The following is a 21,348-nucleotide window of genomic DNA, read 5'->3' as shown; positions in this document are numbered from 1 at the left end:
TATTTGTAGATTGAATCTGTTTTATACAGTTTGCTATAATAATATTTAATCTCTTTTGTTACACTTGGTATTATTTTATATATGCCCAGGCAACAAGAAACAGGAAGTTAACAACTTAAAACCGTACCATCATGCCAAAATCAAACTATTGTTTAATCGATCCGGATGGAGGCACTCTAAAAGTTAGAGTAACTGCCAACAATGGCATTAGATCAGGATCTGTTTTCATTTTATGGGAACTTCAGAATGGAAAATGGGAAAAGAAAGAGAAATTCAACGTTATAACAGGAGATGATGGAGTTGATGAATTTATTCTTCTAGAAAAACCTGATGACATCGAAAATGATTCTCTTGCATGGTCTATCAATACTTGCTCTGCTATTAGCAATGTTATTCGTGGAGAATTTAGTATTACTATTATTCAGGATGGAAAAAACCGTTGGAAAAAAGATTCTTCTCGTCTTATTCCTAAATGTTCAGATGGAAAACAACTCAAATTTGGAAGTCACGTTATTTTTAAGCATTTGATTTCAGAACATATTTCAACATCAAACTTATGGAAAAATATAGAATAAGTTCACACATATTTATATTCTTATTAATGTTCATAGGATATTCTCAAGATACCGAACAACCTGGTGACAATCAATATGCTTACTCATTTAAATTAGACTACAATGTTCCTGAAAGCCCTGCTTTTGCCGTTTTGGATGCCAACCCTACTACAATTATGCGCGCAAGTACTCCTCAAGAAATCATTACACATTTGGCCAGTAATTTTTTAAGCGGTAATGAAGTAAGTCCTGGATTAGCACTTGATTTCAATCCTTATTTCACTTTTGGTGGAAGATTAAAAAGCGTAAAAGAATACAGGAATAGTTATGGAAAAAGATTTCTAGCAAATCTTCAATTGTCTTTTGCGACTATTAATTCAGTAAATTTTCCGGATGATCTTTTATTTTCCGGAGGTATTCGAGCAACATTATTTGATAGCAAGGATATTATTTTTGACGAACAATTAGGGAAAGATATTGATAGTGCATTACTTCCTGATGATGATGAACCAGGTCCGATGAACGATAACGACCAGGGAACCATTGTAGATAATCCTGCACTAAAACAAGCATATATAAATGCCAAAACACGTTATATAAATAAACCAGGAGGTTCTCTAGCGCTTGGTTACGCAATTGCAGGCAGAGCAAGAGATAATTCATTTAAAACCGATAGTATTGTTACCTATAGACATCAAGCGTGGTTAGTAGGACAATATGATTTAGGAAGAAGTAGCATGAGTATTAATGCTATGGTAATGTATCGATACGATCAGACTCCACAAACTACTGATAATGATGGTTTGGTTAGCGGTATAGCTTTACGAAAATATGGAAAGAAACTAATTATTTCTGCAGAAATCTATCATGACAGTATGAAAGAAAGTATCGATTTTGGTGGGTATGCAGAAGCTTATCTTATACCAAGTATTACGTTATTTGTATCACTCAAAAAGGAAACCAATAATATTACCGGTGATGAAGAAGTACTATTGAAACCTGGTATTAAGTGGAATTTTAGTCAAGCAAAAAAATAATATCTCCCCAGAACATAACAAACCTCCCCAAAGATTTTAAAATAACTTTAAAAAAAGTAACATAACAAATCATGGGAAAAACACTGCGTGTCTGTCTTGCTATGGGAGGAGGAGTTTCATTAGGCTCTTTTTCAGGTTCAGCATTAACTGAAGCATTAAAATTATTGGTCCTTTACGGAAAGGATAATGACAAAAACGAATATGATCAAGTAATCGTAGATGGAATGAGCGGAGCAAGTGCAGGAGCAATTGCTTTAACAATCATGTTAAAATGTCTTATTGATTACCATGCTATGATACCACTGTATAGCGATCAACTTACAGAAAATGATCTTTTGGATGAAATTATCCTAACATATTTTGGAGGAGATCGCTCTAAAGCAGAAAAACACAGAAAAAAATTTGAGACCTTAAAAGCGCTACAACTCGCTCAAAAAATTCAATATAAATTATGGGTAGAAGAAGTAGACTCGGTAAAACTTTTTGGCCATAAAACCCATAAGAATTATGTTGCAAATCCAACAGAATCATTCTCTTTATTAGATAGAAAATTATTAGAAGATTTAACAAAAAAGTATCTCATGGCATCCGATGGTGTCGATATTTCGAGAAGACAGTTATTAGATCCAAAACGAGTCATTTTTGCCTGTTCACTCACTAACCTTTTACCGATAGAGCTTAATTTAAACAGAAACGGTAAGATACATACGGATAAGTTAAATAAAAATGTTTTAAAATCTGTAGGATCTAAAAATCATGCCGAACTAAGAGTCATAGATTTTGTTTTTGACCAAGAAAGTATAGCTGATGATTATAAAGAAACAGACTCGAGATGGTTAAAATTTTGCACCAATCCCGATGCAAATATTCCTACGCATTTTAATATGACAGATACATCAGCTTGGGCAACTATTTCGGCTTCTGCATTGGCTTGTGGAGCATTTCCAATCGCATTTGAACCTGTACTTCTTAAAAGATATAAGCAAGAATTTACTAAAACAGAATGGCCGTCATCATTTAATGAGATACGTAAAGAAATAGTGGCATATCAAGAAAAGAGTTCAGAAAATAAAGAAAATTTTATTTGTAACAGTATTTTTGCAGAAAACGATAATTCCAAGTTAGACTACTGCAGTTTTAATTTCCCTTATATTGATGGAGGAACTTTTAATAATGAACCTATTCGAGAAGCTTTTAAAATTGGGACTTTTCAGGATTTTGGACGTGCTACTGAAAATGAAGAACGACTGATTCTATTTGTAGATCCTATCGTTAGAAAAGAGCAATACGACTCATTTAAAGTTTCTGCTTTCTCTCCGGTTAAGGTCACTAATAATGAAGTTTCTTTTAAAAAGGAACTAGGCAAACTCTTTGGAAATACCTCAAGTATTCTTGGTGTTCTCACAAATCAAGGAAGTATCAAAGAAGAACACAAAATAATTGATATAAAAGAAAATTTTGAGCTAAGAAAAACAATTTTTAATTATCTGGACGCTAATACCGATATGAGTAGTAATCTGAATATTGAGATTATCGCTACTGCTTTCAACAAAATTGCAAAAAACTTAACTAATGGCATAATCTCTTTGGGAACCAGAGATCCTATGGAATATTTTTTAGCCGAAATCAAAAAGAACTGTGAAGACAAAGACGGTAATCAGAAGGCTTGTCTTCAAATACTTAAAGAAGACCTAACAAAACTAAAGGTATTGATCGACAATAAAATAAAAAAGTCAGAAACTCTTAAAATTGATGATGCCTACAAAATATTAAACTTAGTAAGTAAAGAAGATAAAAATGGTTTTGCCCAAACAGTTTTTAAAGTGATTGCTGATTTTGCACTGAACACCGACGGTAAGAATGAAAATGCGTTTCGCGCGGCTATTCTTCCTATAAATAAAAATCTGGACACCATAGAATTGCCAGGAAGTGAGATTGAAGCATTTGGAGGTTTTGCTTCGTTAAAAGCCCGAAAATATGCCTTCGAATTTGCTCGTTTAAGCACACTTTTATCGCTTAGAGCAAATACTGGGGGATTTAGACCTAATCGCCCTTTTATCGCAAATCAAGTATTAAAGCAAATTGAGAATGAACTAACGGATAAAATTAAAAATATTCTGTTTTTTAATGATGGAAAGCAATATGCAACAGAATTAGAAAACCATCTTTTTAACCCTTCCATAACCCGGGTAAAAGGAGTTTTATTAAGTAATAAATACCTGAAATTTATTCTACTCAAAGTTCCATTTGTTGCAACTTCCTTATTGGGTGCTGTAGCTATGCCATTCGTTTCTATTGGATTATTTACTCGTGCTATTTTTAAAAAATCACCGTGGCGTGGGTCTAATATTGTAAGAAATTTGATTAAAAAAAGTGTAGACCAAATCAATTACTTACCATTAGAACCTGTTATAATCTCTATACTTAGTGATACAGAACTAAATAGGACGCTTCTTATACGCTGTTCTGATCAGAAAATAAAAAAACGAAAAGCAATAGTACATAAGATCATAAGTTTTGATCATAAAATTAGATATCAATACTATTTTCAGGTGTCACTATTAGAATATATTAAACAAGAGAACGCTATTTCTCCTGATACCATATCCCAAAATGCCATATCTTTAAAAATCAACTCTCAATTGATACAACGACTGGGGTTATCCCTTTCTGGTAAAGTAAAAATGCCTAATGATATCGATGGTAACTTAAACCCAGAAAACAAACGCATCGCAATTGAAAAGAATTATACTGATATTATCACAGAAATGCGGATTGACAAAGTTAATCTGCCGTTACTGAACAATGCGATTAATGATCCATCGACTACGCTGCATTACTCCCTAAAAAATATTAATTATCATGTAAATCCATTACTGGAAATTGATCTACAAAAATTAACAGAAGGATGGTACTTTAAAGAACAAACGGAATCGCTAGATAAAAAACTACAACGTGAAATAGTTCTATAATCCTATATCTAATTCAGAAATAATCAGGCATTTTTGTTTCAAATGGTATTCCTATTAAAGTAAAAATCCAGCATTGATATTGGATTTTCTGTTTACAAATTTGTTCTTGAAGTCATTCTTTTCATTGTTGCATCTTTAGGTAGTAATCTACAGAATGTTTTCCGGAACCGTATAATAGAAAAAAGATACACAATAGAAATACTACACTGGCAATAACCAAATTCGCTACGTTCATTTCTCCAACAAAATTAATAAGGATCGCACCAATTAAGAGAGGTAATTGCGCGGCAACAGACCAGCGGGTCAATAAACCAAAAGCGATTAGAATTCCACCAATTAAATGTGCTGGAGCTACATAATGGATGACGATCATACCACCTGCAAGATTCTGAACTGGTTTTAACAGGTCTACTAATATCTGACTATTGCTGATAAAATTTATTCCCTTTAAGAATAAAAATACACCTAATGCAATTCTAAGAAGATCTAACGGATAATACGTATGGGCATTCGCCCATTTATTTAACGACTTTATAGTTGGCATAACGAAAACATGTATTGATTAGACCACTATAAGATACTGATTTTTAATGTGATAAAAAATATAAACTAAATAACCAGTCATTAAATTGAGTTACAACCCAGCAGCGACAGAAGTTATTTTGTCTAATGCTGCGCTTATTTTATTTTGGATTTCACTAGCTCCTTCAATTCCGTGACGCTGTTGTAAATACAATGGATCATTATAGGAAATTCTAACAATATTATGACCATCTTGCCAAACCATAATTTTCTGAGGAAGATCTAATCCAGTTGATTGGGCATTTTGCATCAACGGTGTGCCTAATTTTGGATTTCCAAACATAACAATTCTTGTTGGGTTTAATTCTAATCCCACAGAAGCTGCATTTGTTTGATGGTCTAATTCTGCAATAATTTTCAGGTTTGGATTATCTTGGATTACATCGATGAGTGCACTATATGTATCTTCAAAATTTTTGTTGCTTTCTTTCGTTATAATTCCTTGTTTTGTTGAAATTTCCATACGCTCTAATTCTTTTTGTGAATTAGACGTATCCTTCACGACTTGATTACAGGAAATCAAGGTTGATATACATAGAAAGCTAAAAATCAATTTTCTCATTTTGAATCAATTTTAGTATAACACCTGATTATCATTATGTTTATACTTACAATTATTGCTGTTAATATACCATATAACTTTCACATTGTCACTAAACTCATCACTTTTATCTACTCCAACATGATCCAGATATACTTGTGTCATTTCTCCGGTAGTTCCTAAAACAGAATGCCAATAGTGAGTTTTTACAAGATTGATATGATCTTGCTCTCTGGATGGTTGCTTGCTCCAAAAATTCTGGACAACTGAGCATATACGTATTCTTTATTACTTGTCAAAAACTCTCTTTAAACCACCCTTTTTATACACGCTATACTGCTCCCATCCAACTCGTATTTCGCATCCCTGATGACATGCTTTTTTAAGTCATTTATATCGCCAGACAAAGGATTACCATCACTATCATTTGCATACATAATCTACCATCCTTTAACATCATCCTGAATACCTTCCTTTTGTGTTGTGGTATTACACGAAATCAACAAACACCTAAAAAGAGTAGTATAATTTCCCTAAATTAAATTACTTTTGGTTTAAAAATAACTTGAAACCAAAACAAGTTCTAATTCCGTTTTAAGATTAACGTAGTGTTGGCAGAGAAACTGGTACGAATGTAATTTTGTTCGAGACTAAATAAATACTGAAAAGTTTATTCGTTTCTGAGCTTAAATTTTCAATAATTATAATTCTTTATAAAATATACCTGCTTCTTATAAAAACCAACCTCTATTTATTCGCTGTACTATGTTTTTTAACGTTTTGAACCTCTCTTTTAAAAAAATTTATAGTTTATCGTTTCTAATGGTGATTGTATATATACAGCAGGATTTTTTAGCTTTACTTCATACAACACGATATATTTTCCGGTGGGCATATTATTATGGAATAAATTTATCTTAGTGTTATCATCCCATTTATTTATTTTGTATTGTTCGTTCTCAAAAGCAACATAATTGTCGTCAAAAGGATATTCATTTTCGTCAATGACTTGTGTATAGTCTCTTATCCAAGATACCGGGTACAATTCATTTTTTGCAGAGATATAAATAATATCGATACTATCAATTCGTAAAATAATATTAGAATCTAATTTACTCAAAAAACCTCCACTATGAGCGTATCCTGCTTCTTCTTCAGAAAGTAAATTATCAAATGTTACATTTTTTTGAGGCATCATTTTGTGTTGGTATATTTTTTGTAGCGAATCCAACGGTACAAAATTCTTTAATTCCATATCTACTTCTCTTTTAATTGAACTAATTTCAGGGATTTTCAACCATTTTAAATTTGTAGTTAATACGTAATTTTGATTTATATTTTTTGATAGCTCTGTCTCACTTTTCCAATTATCAAGCTTAGAAATTATATATTCATCACGATAAATATCATTTATCTTCATCCCCCTTTTTTCTAATATCGTGTCGATCACTCCTTGTTGAACAACTTTTTCATCAAGATAATTTAATTCATGAAATATTTCAATCCCATTTTTGGTTTGAATTTTTATAACCTCTAGGCAATCATTAGGACAATTAGGTGCACCTGTAATGACTTGTAAGGTATCTATGGTATTAGGAATTTCTCTAAATACTAACTGATCAGGATACTGATCAGCTCTAAAACTCAATTTGTCATTTTTTAAAAGAAAAGGGATTTTACTATATTTTTCACCCTCTTTATGAGAAAAAAAAACATTTACATGCAAAGTAACCTCCTTCAAAAAAGCGTGGATCGTATCTAGTTTAATTATAGAATCGGTATGATCTGTATGATATATATCATTCATTTTTTTTGAGCTATCAGTTACACTTTCTAATTTTGTATTTTTAACTGAGTCTTCTCTATTTAATGGATCGTGAGCTTTTAATGAAGACCTAGAAGCAGGTTTTTTTTTATCATTACTTTCCGTTTTTTGTGCACAGGAAAAAAGTAAAATCATTAACAGAATGTATGGTATTGTTCTTTTACTCATAAAACTCAAGTGGTTGATTTTTTATCAACTATTTTTAATTATTCAAACTTAGATTTTAATATACTTTCCTTATTATGGATTATGGATATACCCTATTTTTTTACAAACAGTACATTCAAAAATCATAAAAAGTACATTCGGCATATGTTGACTTATCAGGACCAAATTGAGTATGATAGAGATCATCACCTTCGTACAAACAGATTTGATAATAAAAACTATTGGCTTCAGTATCTGCCTCCTGTTTTACAAAATCTTGATGTTCCCAAGTTCCAATAAACTTCATAAAATCATTGCAGTGTACCAACCCCTTTGCCCCTTACCAAGCTCTAAATGCTGGGGTATTGCTTAACTCTTCAAGTTTAGAACGATCCAAGCAAAAAAGATGTTCTTCTACTTTATGTTCAAAACGACACTTTTTTTCATAAAACATTGTTAACAAGCTGTTTCCCCTTCATACTTACTTTGATATGATGATATTGAAATCATTCGGTTCTACCTTTGGCGCATCTGTTTTTCCGCAAAACAACAATCTTCATCATAGTTATCAAAAATACTTTCTTTAAGATTAGCTTTAAAATATTTTAGATTGATAGATTTCATCATATATGCTGTTGAGCAACATAAGATGAATTCAAATTTAAATTAAAAAGAACATAAGTATTACACTGTTTTCCGTGAAAAGAGTTTAAGTTAGATAATTATTTCTTTTATGATGAATGGGTGTTAAAAACAAGGCGAAATCTGAGTACATCTACGTACTACGTAACCAAGGTATTATTTGCTAGAGATAATCATAATTACAAGTTATATGTTTTAGTTAAAATCCAGAATCTTAGTTGTACTGCATATCTTGAAGTACTATTAAATAATTCGTTAAAGCTATATCTACGGATATTTTCGGTATCCAAAAGATTCGTTATTAAGTTGCAGACTGAGGGTTCTGTGGCAGGGTGACTACTTTTCTGTTATCTTCTAAAAACTGTTTTTACTTAATCTAACTGCTATACCATTCCAATTGATTATGAAAGGCATACTCTAATTATAAAAAAACCAGTTACAAATCATTGTAACTGGTTCTTTACTCTTATTTTCTTGCTCTTACCACTGGATAGTTAAAAACTATCAAAGAGCCAGTCTATCGACTTTTATTTCTTGGCCGTTGGCTGGATTCATTGTCTCGAATCTGTTAATTGTTTCAGTATCCATGACAATTTTTGCATTTTTCCTTTATTCATTTGGGATTAAATCTCTTGTTACCGCATCATAATCTGTATATCCTTCCTCCCCTTGCGTATAAAATAAGTCTTCATTCCAATCTGCAGGCTCGATTTTTTCTCTGAATCGCCCAACTAAATCCGGATTAGATACATATAATTTACCAAAAGCCACTAAATCCGCATCTCCATCTTGTAATACTTTTTCCGCTTTATCCCGGTCAAAACCTGAATTGATTATTAGTGTCCCTTTATATTTGGGTCTATACCTTTTGGCAATATGTTGCTCAGCATACGAAATATCGGATACATCATTAAAGGGTTCCGATAAATGGATGTATGCTAAATCGTATTCTTTACTTATGCGTTCTATAATATAATCAAACGTAGGAATAGTTTCTTTGTCCATAGTCATTCCAAAAATTCCATGTAGCGATGGATTAAATCTTGCTCCAATTCTGTTTTCTGGAATTACCTGTTTTACTGCATCTAGAATTTCAAAAAAGAAGCGAGCTCTATTCTCTTTACTCCCTCCATACTGATCCTCTCGGGTATTACTAGTACGGTTAAAAAATTGATGAATTAAATATCCATTGGACGAATGAATCTCAATACCATCAAATCCAGCTTCGACAGCATTTTTTGCAGCCAAACGGAAATCATTTACAGTCTCTTTAATTTCTTCTAATGTCATGGATTTTGGTGTTACTGTATCCTTAAAACCGTCTGCCGTATAAGCCTGTGCATTAGGATTAATAGAAGACGGAGCTAGCGGCAAATCACCATTATGAAAATCTGGATGTGATATTCTGCCGACATGCCATAACTGAATAAATATTTTACCTCCAGCATCATGCACTTGTTTCGTAACTTTTTTCCATCCTGCTACTTGTTCCTGTGAGTGTATTCCGGCAGTATGCACATATCCCACCGCTCTTTTAGATATCTGTGACCCTTCTGTAATGACAAGTCCGGCAGTCGCTCTTTGTGCATAATATTCTGCATGCAGCTCGGTAGCTGCGTTTTCATTATTTGCAGCCCTATTTCGGGTCATTGGAGCCATAATTACTCTATTAGGAAGCTCCAAGTCTCCCATTCTATAAGTTTCTAATAATTTCATTTCTATCGCTTTTTTTTTGATTATACTATATTGTAGAATATTTTGATTTATAAATTTTCAAAAGATTTTACTTCATAATTTACACTTTAAAGTACGCTTCTATTCAGAAGAAGATTGTGTTCAAATCATATTTATGTTAACTCAAATGTTTAAAAAATTGAGGGAAAAAAATATCAGAGCATACTTTTGTTTTAGCAATAATATTTTGATGGATAGCGATAAAAAAATATTAAAATTCTGTTTTAATTGTAAGAATAAAAACAACATATGATGAAAGAAAAAAAGAAGAGTGCGTATAATCCCGAAATCACAGAGCAGGACAAAAAAGTATTAGGAGATAAGGCTGGAAACCTTCATACCGGAAAAGGTCAGGATCACGAGTTGAGAAATAGAGAACGTTCAGTTGATTTTACAGGCAAAGAACTTGACGTTCCCGGAAGAACTTTGCCAAAAGATAAAACTGGTCAAAAATTAAAAGATGAAGAAAATCAGTTATATAGTCAAGGAGGAACCGGAAATGAAAATTTAGAGAAATCTCAGGATTCTATTCATCCTAATAAGTAAACACATGTATCAAAGTTATGAAATAGTAATACACTTTAAAGGTCTTTCTAAATCAGAGAGACCTCTGGGTATATAAGTTAAACGCTGTCGTTGTTTCAATTTATTCGGTGATAAACAGTGTAGCATCTTCGCTTTATACCATTTTTTTACCAATCCCATCACAAATTTATTTTTTTTTATATATACTGATGTTAAAAATATGATCAAAGACACAAAATCGATGCTTCTATATCAATTATAAGATGATGCATAATCTTTTCGTACTATAATAATAGTCACACGCAAACTTGAAAAATTTACTTCGTTAAAAGTAAGTATCATTGACCATTCGATTGACACCTCTGATTGTTACTTTTTTGTAAAAAATGATTATACTGCCACTTTTTATAAAGAATATAATCACAAGACAGTACCATCTGGATTGTAAAGATCAGCGCGGTTAGCTACAAATTAGTTTGTTAAACCCGGATTTTGTACTTTGCTGGTTTATGAAAAATGTGATCTTCTTTTTAATCTTATGTGGATATATGCATCACAGTACTGCTCAGAGAAATGTAACTGAACAAGAAGCTATCGCATTGAAAACGGATAAATTTATAGGGATAGACTCATTTGGTGCGATATATTATACTAAGGATAATATCTTCTATAAAAAGTGGAATAATCAAGAGTGGCTGTTCGGGGATTTTATTTTAGGAAAACTTACCCAAGTGTCTATTTTAAACCCCTTAAAAATTGTTTTGTTTTACGAAACCTCGAATACGCTGGTTTTAATCGATAAATATTTATCCGAGATAAACAGGATAAATTTTAATTCTATTAATGAATTTAAAAGCGTCTCTTTCGTTTCTCCTGCAAACGACAATAGCATCTGGCTTTTTGATAATAACACACAGCAATTAGAACTATTTAATACAAATTCTAATAAAACAATGATTACTACACAACCTATTACAGAACTTCCGATAAAGCTGCGTAGTAATTTTAATTATTGTTGGATACTTACTTCAGAGACACTTTCGCAATTCAATATTTATGGAAGTTTATTAGGTAGATCTGAGAACCAAGGATTTATAGATATGAGAATTACTCAGGATGATTTGATCCTTCTAAAGGAAGATGGATTATACTATCGGACTACAAAGACGGGAGAAACAGAAAAAATAAATCTTCCTGAAATTCCTATAAAACAGTTTTATGTTACTAATGAAATCCTTTATATTTACGACCAAAGTAAGCTTTACAGTTTTGATCTAACACCCCAAAAAAATTAATCAACTATGCACGTAGCCATTGCAGGAAATATTGGTGCCGGAAAAACAACATTGACCAAACTATTGGCCAAACATTATCGATGGGAGCCCCAATTTGAAGATGTATTGGAAAATCCTTATCTAGAGGATTTTTATAATAAAATGGAGCGATGGTCCTTTAATCTACAGATTTATTTTCTTAATAGTCGATTTAGGCAAATTCTAGAAATTCGGGAAAGTGGTAAAGATATTATTCAGGACAGAACCATTTATGAAGATGCGTACATTTTTGCACCAAACCTACACGCTATGGGATTAATGACCAATCGTGATTTTGAAAATTACAAGTCACTATTCGACCTAATGGAGAGTGTAGTAGAAGGTCCTGATTTACTCATTTATTTACGCAGTAGTATTCCAAACCTGGTCTCACAAATTCATAAACGAGGTCGCGAATATGAAAACACCATCAGTATTGACTACCTCAGCCGATTAAATGAACGATATGAAGCCTGGGCGCACGAATATGATAAAGGCAATCTGCTTATCGTAGATGTAGATCATCTTAATTTTGTAGATAACCCTGAGGATCTTGGAAAAATTATAAACCGCATCGATGCAGAACTAAACGGATTATTTTAAAATTAACAAAGGCCTTTCTATATTGAAAGGCCTTCTTCTTTTGCAACTTAAATGAGCAAGTTTTTTCTTATAAACTTTTACGATTTTTGCGCTCCTTCAGTTTCTGTTTCCTCTTTTTCATCTTCGTTTACAGCTTTTTCTAACGATGTATCAAGCTCTTCTCCAGCCTCTTTAACCGCCTGTTCTGCTTCTTTTTCAATCTCGGCTGCTTCTTGAACAGCTTCGTCAGCAGCCTCTTCTACTTCTTTTTGTAGTTCGCTGGTTTCTTCTGTGGCATTTTCTGTTTCTTTATTTGTATCTCTACAAGAAACAAACATTACATTTAAAGTAAATAAAAACGCTAAGGCTAACATTACTTTTTTCATAATATAAAATTTTAGTTGTTATTATAGAGCTATAACGGTATTCTAATGAAGCTATTTTCTATTACCTTGGTAATGTTTTCACAAAAAGTCTTAATTTTTTTAACATAAAGAATTACGGATATTTATGTTACATTTCCTGTGAGAAGGATCGTAAAATCAGTAACAAATTTGGAGATAGATTATTTATTCTTCCTATTAGATCTTATTTTGCAAATAAAAATAACAGATGAGTTTCTACAAATTATACGATTTTCTCAGAGATCTTCAGGAAAACAACCATAAAGAATGGATGGATGCTAATCGAAAACAATATCATGAAGTCCGGGATTGGTATATTGGATGGCTAAATGACATGAATCAAAAACTATCTGCTATTGATCCTGACTACTATGATACTCCTGGTAACAAAGCAATCAATCGTATTAATAACAACTTACTATACCATCCTAACAAACCTACTTACAAAGATCACTTTGGCGCAGGTCTAGATCAAAAAAATAAACAAGGCGATTTTTATATTCATTTAGGAACTTCTGAATCCTTTATCGCTGGGGGTTACTGGAAACCAAAAAATAAAATTCTAAAAAGTATAAGAGAAGCCATTGATTATAACGGAGAAGAGCTTCTGAATATAGTTCATAAAAAGAGTTTTAAGGAAACTTTTGGAGCTCTGATCGAGACCGAAGAAAAGCTCACTACATCGCCCAAAGGTTTTTCTAAGGATCATCCCTATATCGATTTGCTACGGCATAAAACCTTTGCCGTAGAACATCGTTTGACCCAAGAAGAAGTAATGCAAGACAATTTTGAAGAAAAAATAATAACTATTTATAAAGAAATGTTGCCGTTTAGAAGGTATCTCAATAAGGCAATAACCGTTTAGGTTATATCTAATTTCTTCATCAAATACCGAACGATCATATCTGTTGCACCAGTATTACTATTGATGAAATGTCCGGCGATCATGCCAGTTTGTTGTCGGAATCTTTTATCATTTATTAATTTGTAAATAATTTGACTAAATTCTGACGAGTTGGATATAGAAAACAACCCAGCCAATTTCTGAAGTTGCTTGGCTTCTCTGAATTTTTCAAAGTTCTGACCAATAATTATCGGTATTCCAAAAGTTGCAGGTTCCAGTATATTATGCAATCCTGCAGTTCCCATTGCACCACCTACATAAGCAATATCTGCATAACTATACACACGAGACAAATAACCAATGGTATTTACAATAAACACCTGATATTCAGGCAAAAATTTTGCTTCTTTATCTGAAAAAAGTATCATTTTTTTAGTTATTTTTTGCTTTAATTTCTGCACACTATGACCCTTTATTTCATGTGGGGCTATGATAAAACAAATCTCTTCGGGAGCTTGATTTACAAAATCCAAATACACCTCTTCATCTTCTGGCCAGGAGCTACCAATAACGATACACATTCGATCACCAATAAAATCAGAAATAAAATCCACATGATTATCCATTTCAATCTGGTGCGAAACTCTATCAAAACGGGTATCGCCACTTATTGTTACATTCGTAAAACCTGTTTGATCCAATAGTTTTTGAGAAATAGCATCCTGTACAAAAAAGTGAGCTACTTTTTTTAAAGCATTTCGCATAAAACCTCCATACCATTTAAAAAATGCCTGATCCTCTCTAAAAACCGCAGATATAATAGTGACAGGAATCTTATTAGCATATAACTCATTTAAATAATTAGGCCAAAATTCATACTTTACAAAAATTGCCAGACTGGGATGTACCAACTTTACAAATTTTCTCGCATTTGTTTTCGTATCTATTGGCAGGTATACGATACAATCGGCCAGTGTACTATTCTTTTTCACCTCATATCCTGAAGGAGAAAAAAATGTAACTAATATTATATGAGCAGGATACTTTTCTTTAATTAATTCCATCACAGGAACTCCTTGCTCATATTCTCCTAGAGAAGCGCAATGAAACCATATCACCTGATCACTTGCTTTTATATTCCTTTCTAATACATCAAAAACCGTTCTTCTTCCCTTTACAAATAAGGAAAGTTTGGTGTTTATCGTGCCGACAACAGGAAGCAATGTATTGAATACTGAAATAAGAAGATTATAAAAAAAATTCAAGAGTTCTGATTTTATATGCTGCTAAAATACGGCTCTTTGGATAAAAAAACCGTCAAAATTTACTTCCAAAAAAACATCTTTATCTAATTCGTAAAAAATTCATCAAACTCTATTTTTAGTAAAAAAACGCTATGAATTTTACATTTTTATCAAAATTAATTCAATAAAATTGTTAAATTAACACCTATTATCACACAAACTCATATATTATGAAATTAAAATTTACGTTAATTACATTATTTTCTTGCGCAATATTATTTTCACAAAACTTTCTGGAACTACAACTTCCAAAACCAGATAACCTAAGCCCGTTTTTTATCGGCCCTCTTTTAAAGTCTACTATTCATTATGGTGCTACACCACCAAATTATAATGGAAAAGTGATTCTTTTTAATCATGGGTATATTGATCTCAATCAAAATCAGTTTTTATTCGACAACTCTTTTTACCAAAGAACCTATGAAGAAGGGTATCAAGCCGTTTTTGTTGCGACTACCAGAGGTGGTGGCATATGGGTTAACGGAGAATTACTAGCGGAATCAATTGATATTATTACAACCAAGTTTGATGTTCCTGACGTCTATATCATAGCACATAGCAACGGAGGAAAAGCTGCGGAAGCGGCGATGATCCAGTATGGAAAAAAAGATAAAGTACGACAGGTTTTCGCACTAGGCACACCTTATTGGGGAACCTATCTAGCCGATATTTCTCAGATGCCTTGGCTAAACTGGGCTTGGCGTTTAACTGGCCTAAACGAAGGAGCACGAACATCAACTACGTATTATTGCAGAGATGTTATACGAACCTATTTGGATAATAATACGAATAACCAACCTGAAAAATTTATAGTACTAGGAGCTTCTGGTTATTTTAACGGATCTAATCTCCTGGCAAGAGCTGCATTTACGACTACTGGCGGAATTTTACTTCCGGTTCAGGGAGTAAATGATGGTGTGGCTTCCTATCGAAGTACACGAAGACCCGGAGCAACATATGTGTTCCGAAAAAATGATTATCGTGCTTTTTTCGATCATATTGATGTTAGTTTAGGTCAATTTAGTTGGCCTTATGTAAAACCATATTTACAAAATCGTTCTCAAAAAAGTAATCATTCTTTAGATACCAAAATTTCTGACAACTATCGTACTACCAGTAATTATTACATCATACATTCTGAAAACGAGTATGATCAGGTTACGCTGGATAAAAATGCAACTATTGCAGTTGCTGAAATCATTCATGAAAACCCAACCGCAGAATTTCAGGCTTTTGACAGAAGTCAAAAACAAATAAACATTTCAAAAACATATAGTGATCAGGATCACAAAACAGTAATTCCTTTTTCTTCAACAAATATCGATTTAAAAAGCGCGTCTCGTTTTGCTGGATTTATCAAACAAAATAATGGAATCACCATGTCTTTAGAACATCAAGTAACAGAAGACCATCCTATATTAAAAGTGGATGTTCTATCAGACAAAAAAAATGACGAGCTACTTTTAAATACCGAAACACGAGGGATTATCATCAAAACTTCTAAAATTGATGGAACCCCTTTACAAAATGACCCTGAAATCATTATGTTCGATAAAAAAAATAGTAGTTTTTATTTTGATACAAAAAATTTGGCCGAAGGGATTTATAGTTTATTTCTTACCTCAGAAAGCAAGGGTAATTTTAAAAGAAACATCATTTCAGGATTTGTTGTTGGAGATATTCATAAAGCGTTACGTACAAAAGCACGTATAGATATTATTGATACGAAGGAGAAATTAATACAGATCACTCCTAATTCGGTAAGAAACGTAGCACTATTATCTCTAAAAGGCTATGATGTTTCTGACAAATTATCACTAAATGTATATGATATTACAGGTAAAAAGATATTGAATTTTGTTGTCACTCCAAACAAAAAACAGACGTATGATATCTCTGAAAAACTACTGTCCTTATCACCTGGCATATATCTGTTACAGGTTAATGGTATAAAAACTATAAAATTTGTAAAAGAATAAGATTATAAATATCTGAAAACAAAAGCTTTTGACAATGTGATACCTTTTTGATCATATTCGTTAATAAAAAGTAGATCAAAACCTGGGATCACATTGTCATTCGCATCATTATTTTGTACTTTCGTCGGGTTACAAAACTCATCCTATGAAGAAGATTCAAATGGTTGACTTAAAGGGTCAATACCAACACATAAAAGAGCACGTGGATGCAGCTGTTCTTAACGTTATCTCATCTACAGCTTTTATCAATGGCCCAGAAGTACATAATTTTCAAAAAGAACTAGAAGAATATCTAAGTATAAAACATGTGATCCCGTGTGCTAATGGGACAGATGCTTTGCAAATAGCAATGATGGGATTAGGTCTAAAACCAGGGGATGAAGTCATTACGGCAGATTTTACCTTTGCGGCTACTGTAGAAGTAATTGCATTACTACAACTAACCCCCGTATTAGTGGATGTAGAACCGGATTCTTTTAATATAGATCCGGATGCTATTCGAAAAGCAATTACACCAAATACAAAAGCAATCGTTCCTGTTCATTTATTTGGACAAGCTGCCAATATGGATGAGATTATGACTATCGCCAAAGAGCATAATTTGTATGTAATTGAAGATAACGCGCAGGGTATCGGTTCTAGCTATAAATTTGAAAATGGAGAAGTTGCTAAAACAGGCACCATTGGTCATGTTTCTTCCACTTCTTTTTTTCCTTCCAAAAATTTAGGCTGTTATGGTGATGGTGGTGCTATTTTTACGAATGACGATGATCTGGCACATACCATTCGCGGAATTGTCAATCATGGAATGTATGAACGTTATCATCACGATGTCGTAGGTGTAAATTCTCGATTAGATTCTATACAAGCTACCGTGCTGAGAGCTAAACTACCACATCTTGATTCATATAATATTGCCAGAAGATCCGCAGCAAGAAGGTATAACAAAGCTTTTGAAGGAATCGCCAATATAATAACGCCAAAAGTTAAAGGAAATAGCTGTGGCACTGGAGAGGATGTAATTTGTAACACTTGTAACTGTCATGTATTTCATCAGTATACGCTTCGTATCGTTCACACAGATCGAGATGACTTAGTACGTCATCTTCAGGATATAGGAATCCCTTGCGGAGTTTATTACCCTATTCCTTTACATAGCCAAAAAGCATATCAAGATGACCGTTATAATGAATCAGATTTTCCGGTTACAAATCAACTAGTAAAAGAAGTAATCTCATTACCAATGCACACCGAATTGGATGATGAGCAAATCAATTTTATTACAAAAAATATTATTGATTTTATTACAAAATAAATTTAAAAGCTACTTAGCTTAAACCAACTAACAAACAACTTATAAACACTTATAATGAACTCATTTTGTATTTGTTATAATCTTGTAGATCATAATAATTTACCTGGCATTCCTCCACTACCAGAAGCGTATATTGTACCTGTAAATGATGAGCGCTTAGGGTATGTCGAAAAACAAGCAACTCCTCAGACGCTGGCAAGTTTCAAAATACCTTATATAGAAACACCACACGAGCAATTACTAGAAATATGTGCTAGTCTGAAAATCCCTATATTAGAACAACAATTCAGACCAGCCAAAAAACGAAAAACATTTGGCATAAAGGATATCCTGAAAGAACCTAAAATTAAAGAGTTAGTGATCAACCATGTGCATAAAAAGCTTTCTGTTTTTTATGCATTATTAATTGAAAACAAGTATGCTCTTATTCACAATGCACAAAGAAAAGATCCATTTGAGGTACACAGGTTATCCATTGGTGACAGTACTCTTAATCCGATTTTAGAATTTACTAAAACAGCAGAAGGTATTGAGTATGCTTTTACTTTAAAAGAGAAAGAAAAGATTATAATTCCTCAAAATCATAGCATTCAGATATTACTTAATGAACCTTCCTGGATCGTAGTTGATAAATCTATCTATCACATAAACAACCTAAATGCCAATAAATTAAAACCTTTTTTCAGTAAAGAAAAGATTACCATTGCCAAAAAACATATTAAAACCTATCTTACTAAAGTAATCGTACCCGTTATTAAAAATGTAGATGTGATAGCCAATGGTTTTGAAATTTTAATTGATAAAAACATAGCATCTTATGGAATCGAAATTATTAAAGATTTCATAAAAGAAAAGTATGTTGTAAAAGTAATCTTCAACTATGACCAAGCTACTTTTGACTATAATAGTATCAAAAAAACTTCATCTGACGTATATTTTGAAGAAAATGAAGAAATCCAGATCACACAAACACAGAGAGATTCTAAAGCTGAAAAAGAAATTATTAAACTGCTAGAATCAAAAGGTCTAGTAATGAACACGAACCTATTATTGGAAATCGACGGTTCTGAAGACCCATTAGCAATTTTCAATTGGGTACATAACAACCTAAACGAATTGAAAAAAGAAGGGTTTGAGATCAAACTACCCGATGTAGAAAATAGAACGGTAAATCTTGATGCACATGAGATCGAGATTCAAAACAAAAAAAAAATGACTGGTTCGACGTCAAAGGAGTAGTTGTTATTGGTGATCAGAAAATTCCGTTTTCTAAATTTATTAAGTACATCAAAGAAAACAATCGTTTTTTTCTTATTGATGATGAATCTGTCTTCATTATTCCATTGGAGTGGATGACACGGTATAAGAAACTAGCAGATTTTGGAAAAGTAAAAGATGATAGCATTCTCATAAATAAAGGCAATTACACACTTTTAAAAGAAATAGTGCCTCCCCAAGAGATAGAGATCACTACGACAATAGATATCACATATCTGCCATCACCTAAACTAAAAGCCATCTTGAGACCTTATCAGGAAGAAGGCGTGAAATGGTTTGTGAAACATTATCAAAATCAGCTGGGAGCCTGTCTCGCTGATGATATGGGACTAGGAAAAACACTACAAACCATTGCTGCATTGGTTTTTTGCAAAGAACAGCTTACGCCATCTTCAGAAGATACCAAAACAGTTAGATTAGACTTGTTTAGTGATCCTTTAGAAATCAAAACATATTTAAAAGCACTTATTGTACTGCCATCTTCTCTTGTTTTTAACTGGGTACAAGAAATATTGAAATTTGCCCCCCATCTTACTATTACAAGATATATAGGAAGTGATCGAAAGAAAATTATTCCGTACTTAGAAACCTATGATATCATATTAACAACATACACTACATTGTCAAAAGATATTACAACGTTACAAAAAACAGCATTCACCTATATTGTTACTGATGAAAGTCAACAAATTAAAAACAAAGAATCCAAAATATTCAAAGCGATTAACCAGATCAATGCAACACATAAAATTTCGTTAAGTGGTACACCCATCGAAAATTCGTTATCAGATCTTTGGTCGCAGATGGAATTTATAAATCCTGGCATGCTGGGAAGTTATTCGTTTTTTAAAGATCACTTTAAAATTCCGATAGAAAAACATCAAAATTCAGCACGTATAGAAGAACTCAAAATACTGATAGAACCTTTTATACTAAGACGTACAAAAGAACAAGTAGCGAAAGATTTACCTGAATTATCAGAGCAGATTATCTATACAGAAATGCTCGACGCACAGCAAACAGCATATGAATCCCTAAAATCTGCAGCGCGAAACTTATTACTAGGCATTGATACTATTTCTAGTAATAAAATTCATGTACTAAACACCTTGGCCAAGCTCAGGCAATTAGCAAATCACCCTAGGCTATTAAATATGACTACACAAGATCCTTCTGGAAAGTTTAAGGATGTTAGCTCATATTTGGACACCTTAGCTAAATCGAATAAAAAAGCACTGGTATTTAGTTCTTTTGTGTCTCATCTCAATATATATGAGGAATGGTGTACCTCTCAAGACATTTCTTTTCTAAGTCTCACAGGTCAAACTAAAAACACCGACAGAGAAAAAATTGTAAATGAGTTTCAGGAAAACGACTCCATTTCGTTGTTTTTTATATCCCTAAAAGCCGGTGGTGTAGGTCTGAATCTTACTAAAGCTTCCTACGTAATTTTATTAGACCCTTGGTGGAATCCTTTTATCGAGAAGCAAGCAATTGCCCGAGCGCATCGTATTGGACAACAAAACAATGTTATGGTCACGCGTTTTATTACTAAGAATACTATCGAAGAAAAAATTCTTCAGCTACAGGAACGAAAACAACATCTCTCTGATGAAATTATTGATATTCATACAATTCCGGACTATATAGAAAACGATTTGGCGGCACTATTATAATACTTTTGAGCTTTCGGATGACGTATTCGCTATCACAAATACAAAAAGCCTCACTTCATCTACACAATATACTTTGTAACAAAATTAACGACAA

19 protein-coding genes are annotated in these 21,348 nt (G+C 32.7%); 11 read left to right on the top strand and 8 right to left on the bottom strand.

Translation table 11 applies throughout. The features are described 5' to 3' along the window. Positions 1 to 131 precede the first annotated feature (131 nt). The 3 genes from ACWGOQ_RS03075 (at position 132) to ACWGOQ_RS03065 (ending at position 4,563) form a co-directional block, all read left to right on the top strand. The gene (locus ACWGOQ_RS03075) at positions 132 to 575 is read left to right on the top strand and encodes a hypothetical protein (protein ID WP_452057085.1); all 444 of its coding nucleotides are present in this window, start codon (positions 132 to 134) and stop codon (positions 573 to 575) included. Continuing rightward, complete coding sequence (locus ACWGOQ_RS03070) at positions 557 to 1,591, top strand: hypothetical protein (RefSeq protein WP_452057084.1); 1,035 nt, start codon at positions 557 to 559, stop codon at positions 1,589 to 1,591. The genes ACWGOQ_RS03075 and ACWGOQ_RS03070 overlap by 19 nt, the downstream gene beginning before the upstream one ends. 71 nt (positions 1,592 to 1,662) lie before the next feature. Beyond that, complete coding sequence (locus ACWGOQ_RS03065; protein WP_452057083.1) at positions 1,663 to 4,563, top strand: patatin-like phospholipase family protein; 2,901 nt, start codon at positions 1,663 to 1,665, stop codon at positions 4,561 to 4,563. 121 nt (positions 4,564 to 4,684) lie between these two features. On the opposite strand, the gene ACWGOQ_RS03060 is transcribed toward ACWGOQ_RS03065, so the two are convergent. From ACWGOQ_RS03060 to ACWGOQ_RS03035, 6 genes are all read right to left on the bottom strand, one after another. After that, positions 4,685 to 5,107: a DoxX family protein gene (locus ACWGOQ_RS03060; protein WP_452057082.1), complete on the bottom strand. Its 423-nt coding sequence runs from the start codon at positions 5,105 to 5,107 to the stop codon at positions 4,685 to 4,687. A gap of 90 nt (positions 5,108 to 5,197) precedes the next feature. After that, positions 5,198 to 5,707: a DUF302 domain-containing protein gene (locus tag ACWGOQ_RS03055; protein ID WP_452057081.1), complete on the bottom strand. Its 510-nt coding sequence runs from the start codon at positions 5,705 to 5,707 to the stop codon at positions 5,198 to 5,200. A 12-nt stretch (positions 5,708 to 5,719) separates the two neighbouring features. Further along, a complete protein-coding gene (locus ACWGOQ_RS03050) occupies positions 5,720 to 5,851 on the bottom strand; it encodes a hypothetical protein (RefSeq protein ID WP_452057080.1) in 132 nt (43 codons plus the stop codon). Positions 5,852 to 6,479: 628 nt separating this feature from the next. After that, complete coding sequence (locus ACWGOQ_RS03045) at positions 6,480 to 7,679, bottom strand: hypothetical protein (protein WP_452057079.1); 1,200 nt, start codon at positions 7,677 to 7,679, stop codon at positions 6,480 to 6,482. Positions 7,680 to 7,794: 115 nt separating this feature from the next. Continuing rightward, a complete protein-coding gene (locus tag ACWGOQ_RS03040; protein WP_452057078.1) occupies positions 7,795 to 7,965 on the bottom strand; it encodes a hypothetical protein in 171 nt (56 codons plus the stop codon). A 944-nt stretch (positions 7,966 to 8,909) separates the two neighbouring features. After that, a complete protein-coding gene (locus ACWGOQ_RS03035; RefSeq protein WP_452057077.1) occupies positions 8,910 to 10,016 on the bottom strand; it encodes an alkene reductase in 1,107 nt (368 codons plus the stop codon). Between the two features lie 267 nt (positions 10,017 to 10,283). Here ACWGOQ_RS03035 and ACWGOQ_RS03030 point away from each other — a divergent pair, with 267 nt between their 5' ends. From ACWGOQ_RS03030 to ACWGOQ_RS03020, 3 genes are all read left to right on the top strand, one after another. Continuing rightward, the gene (locus ACWGOQ_RS03030) at positions 10,284 to 10,580 is read left to right on the top strand and encodes a hypothetical protein (RefSeq protein WP_452057076.1); all 297 of its coding nucleotides are present in this window, start codon (positions 10,284 to 10,286) and stop codon (positions 10,578 to 10,580) included. A gap of 488 nt (positions 10,581 to 11,068) precedes the next feature. Continuing rightward, positions 11,069 to 11,854 (top strand): hypothetical protein, encoded by a 786-nt coding sequence (locus ACWGOQ_RS03025; protein ID WP_452057075.1) that lies wholly within the window; start codon positions 11,069 to 11,071, stop codon positions 11,852 to 11,854. Positions 11,855 to 11,860: 6 nt separating this feature from the next. Beyond that, a complete protein-coding gene (locus tag ACWGOQ_RS03020; RefSeq protein ID WP_452057074.1) occupies positions 11,861 to 12,475 on the top strand; it encodes a deoxynucleoside kinase in 615 nt (204 codons plus the stop codon). 77 nt (positions 12,476 to 12,552) lie between these two features. On the opposite strand, the gene ACWGOQ_RS03015 is transcribed toward ACWGOQ_RS03020, so the two are convergent. Next, on the bottom strand, positions 12,553 to 12,840 hold the full coding sequence (locus ACWGOQ_RS03015) for a hypothetical protein (RefSeq protein ID WP_452057073.1): 288 nt from the start codon (positions 12,838 to 12,840) through the stop codon (positions 12,553 to 12,555). 226 nt (positions 12,841 to 13,066) lie between these two features. Between ACWGOQ_RS03015 and ACWGOQ_RS03010 the strand changes: the two genes are divergently transcribed. Continuing rightward, on the top strand, positions 13,067 to 13,723 hold the full coding sequence (locus ACWGOQ_RS03010) for a DUF2461 domain-containing protein (RefSeq protein WP_452057072.1): 657 nt from the start codon (positions 13,067 to 13,069) through the stop codon (positions 13,721 to 13,723). Here the strand turns inward: ACWGOQ_RS03010 and ACWGOQ_RS03005 are convergent. Beyond that, entirely contained in the window at positions 13,720 to 14,967 is a 1,248-nt protein-coding gene (locus ACWGOQ_RS03005; protein WP_452057071.1) for a 3-deoxy-D-manno-octulosonic acid transferase, read from the bottom strand. The two genes, ACWGOQ_RS03010 and ACWGOQ_RS03005, sit on opposite strands and share 4 nt — an antisense overlap. A gap of 209 nt (positions 14,968 to 15,176) precedes the next feature. On the opposite strand from ACWGOQ_RS03005, the gene ACWGOQ_RS03000 reads away from it, so the two are divergent. From ACWGOQ_RS03000 to ACWGOQ_RS02985, 4 genes are all read left to right on the top strand, one after another. Next, the gene (locus ACWGOQ_RS03000) at positions 15,177 to 16,985 is read left to right on the top strand and encodes a T9SS type A sorting domain-containing protein (RefSeq protein ID WP_452057070.1); all 1,809 of its coding nucleotides are present in this window, start codon (positions 15,177 to 15,179) and stop codon (positions 16,983 to 16,985) included. A gap of 145 nt (positions 16,986 to 17,130) precedes the next feature. Beyond that, entirely contained in the window at positions 17,131 to 18,300 is a 1,170-nt protein-coding gene (locus tag ACWGOQ_RS02995; RefSeq protein ID WP_452057069.1) for a DegT/DnrJ/EryC1/StrS family aminotransferase, read from the top strand. Between the two features lie 54 nt (positions 18,301 to 18,354). Continuing rightward, positions 18,355 to 19,539, top strand: coding sequence for a hypothetical protein (locus tag ACWGOQ_RS02990; protein WP_452057068.1), 1,185 nt, complete (start codon positions 18,355 to 18,357; stop codon positions 19,537 to 19,539). A gap of 113 nt (positions 19,540 to 19,652) precedes the next feature. Beyond that, positions 19,653 to 21,254, top strand: coding sequence for a DEAD/DEAH box helicase (locus tag ACWGOQ_RS02985; RefSeq protein ID WP_452057067.1), 1,602 nt, complete (start codon positions 19,653 to 19,655; stop codon positions 21,252 to 21,254). The last annotated feature ends 94 nt before the right edge of the window (positions 21,255 to 21,348 follow it).

It is taken from the genome of Aquimarina ulvae, from assembly GCF_053613295.3.
The sequence above is the reverse complement of the archived record's forward strand: the minus strand, read 5'-3'. Positions and strand labels throughout refer to the sequence as shown.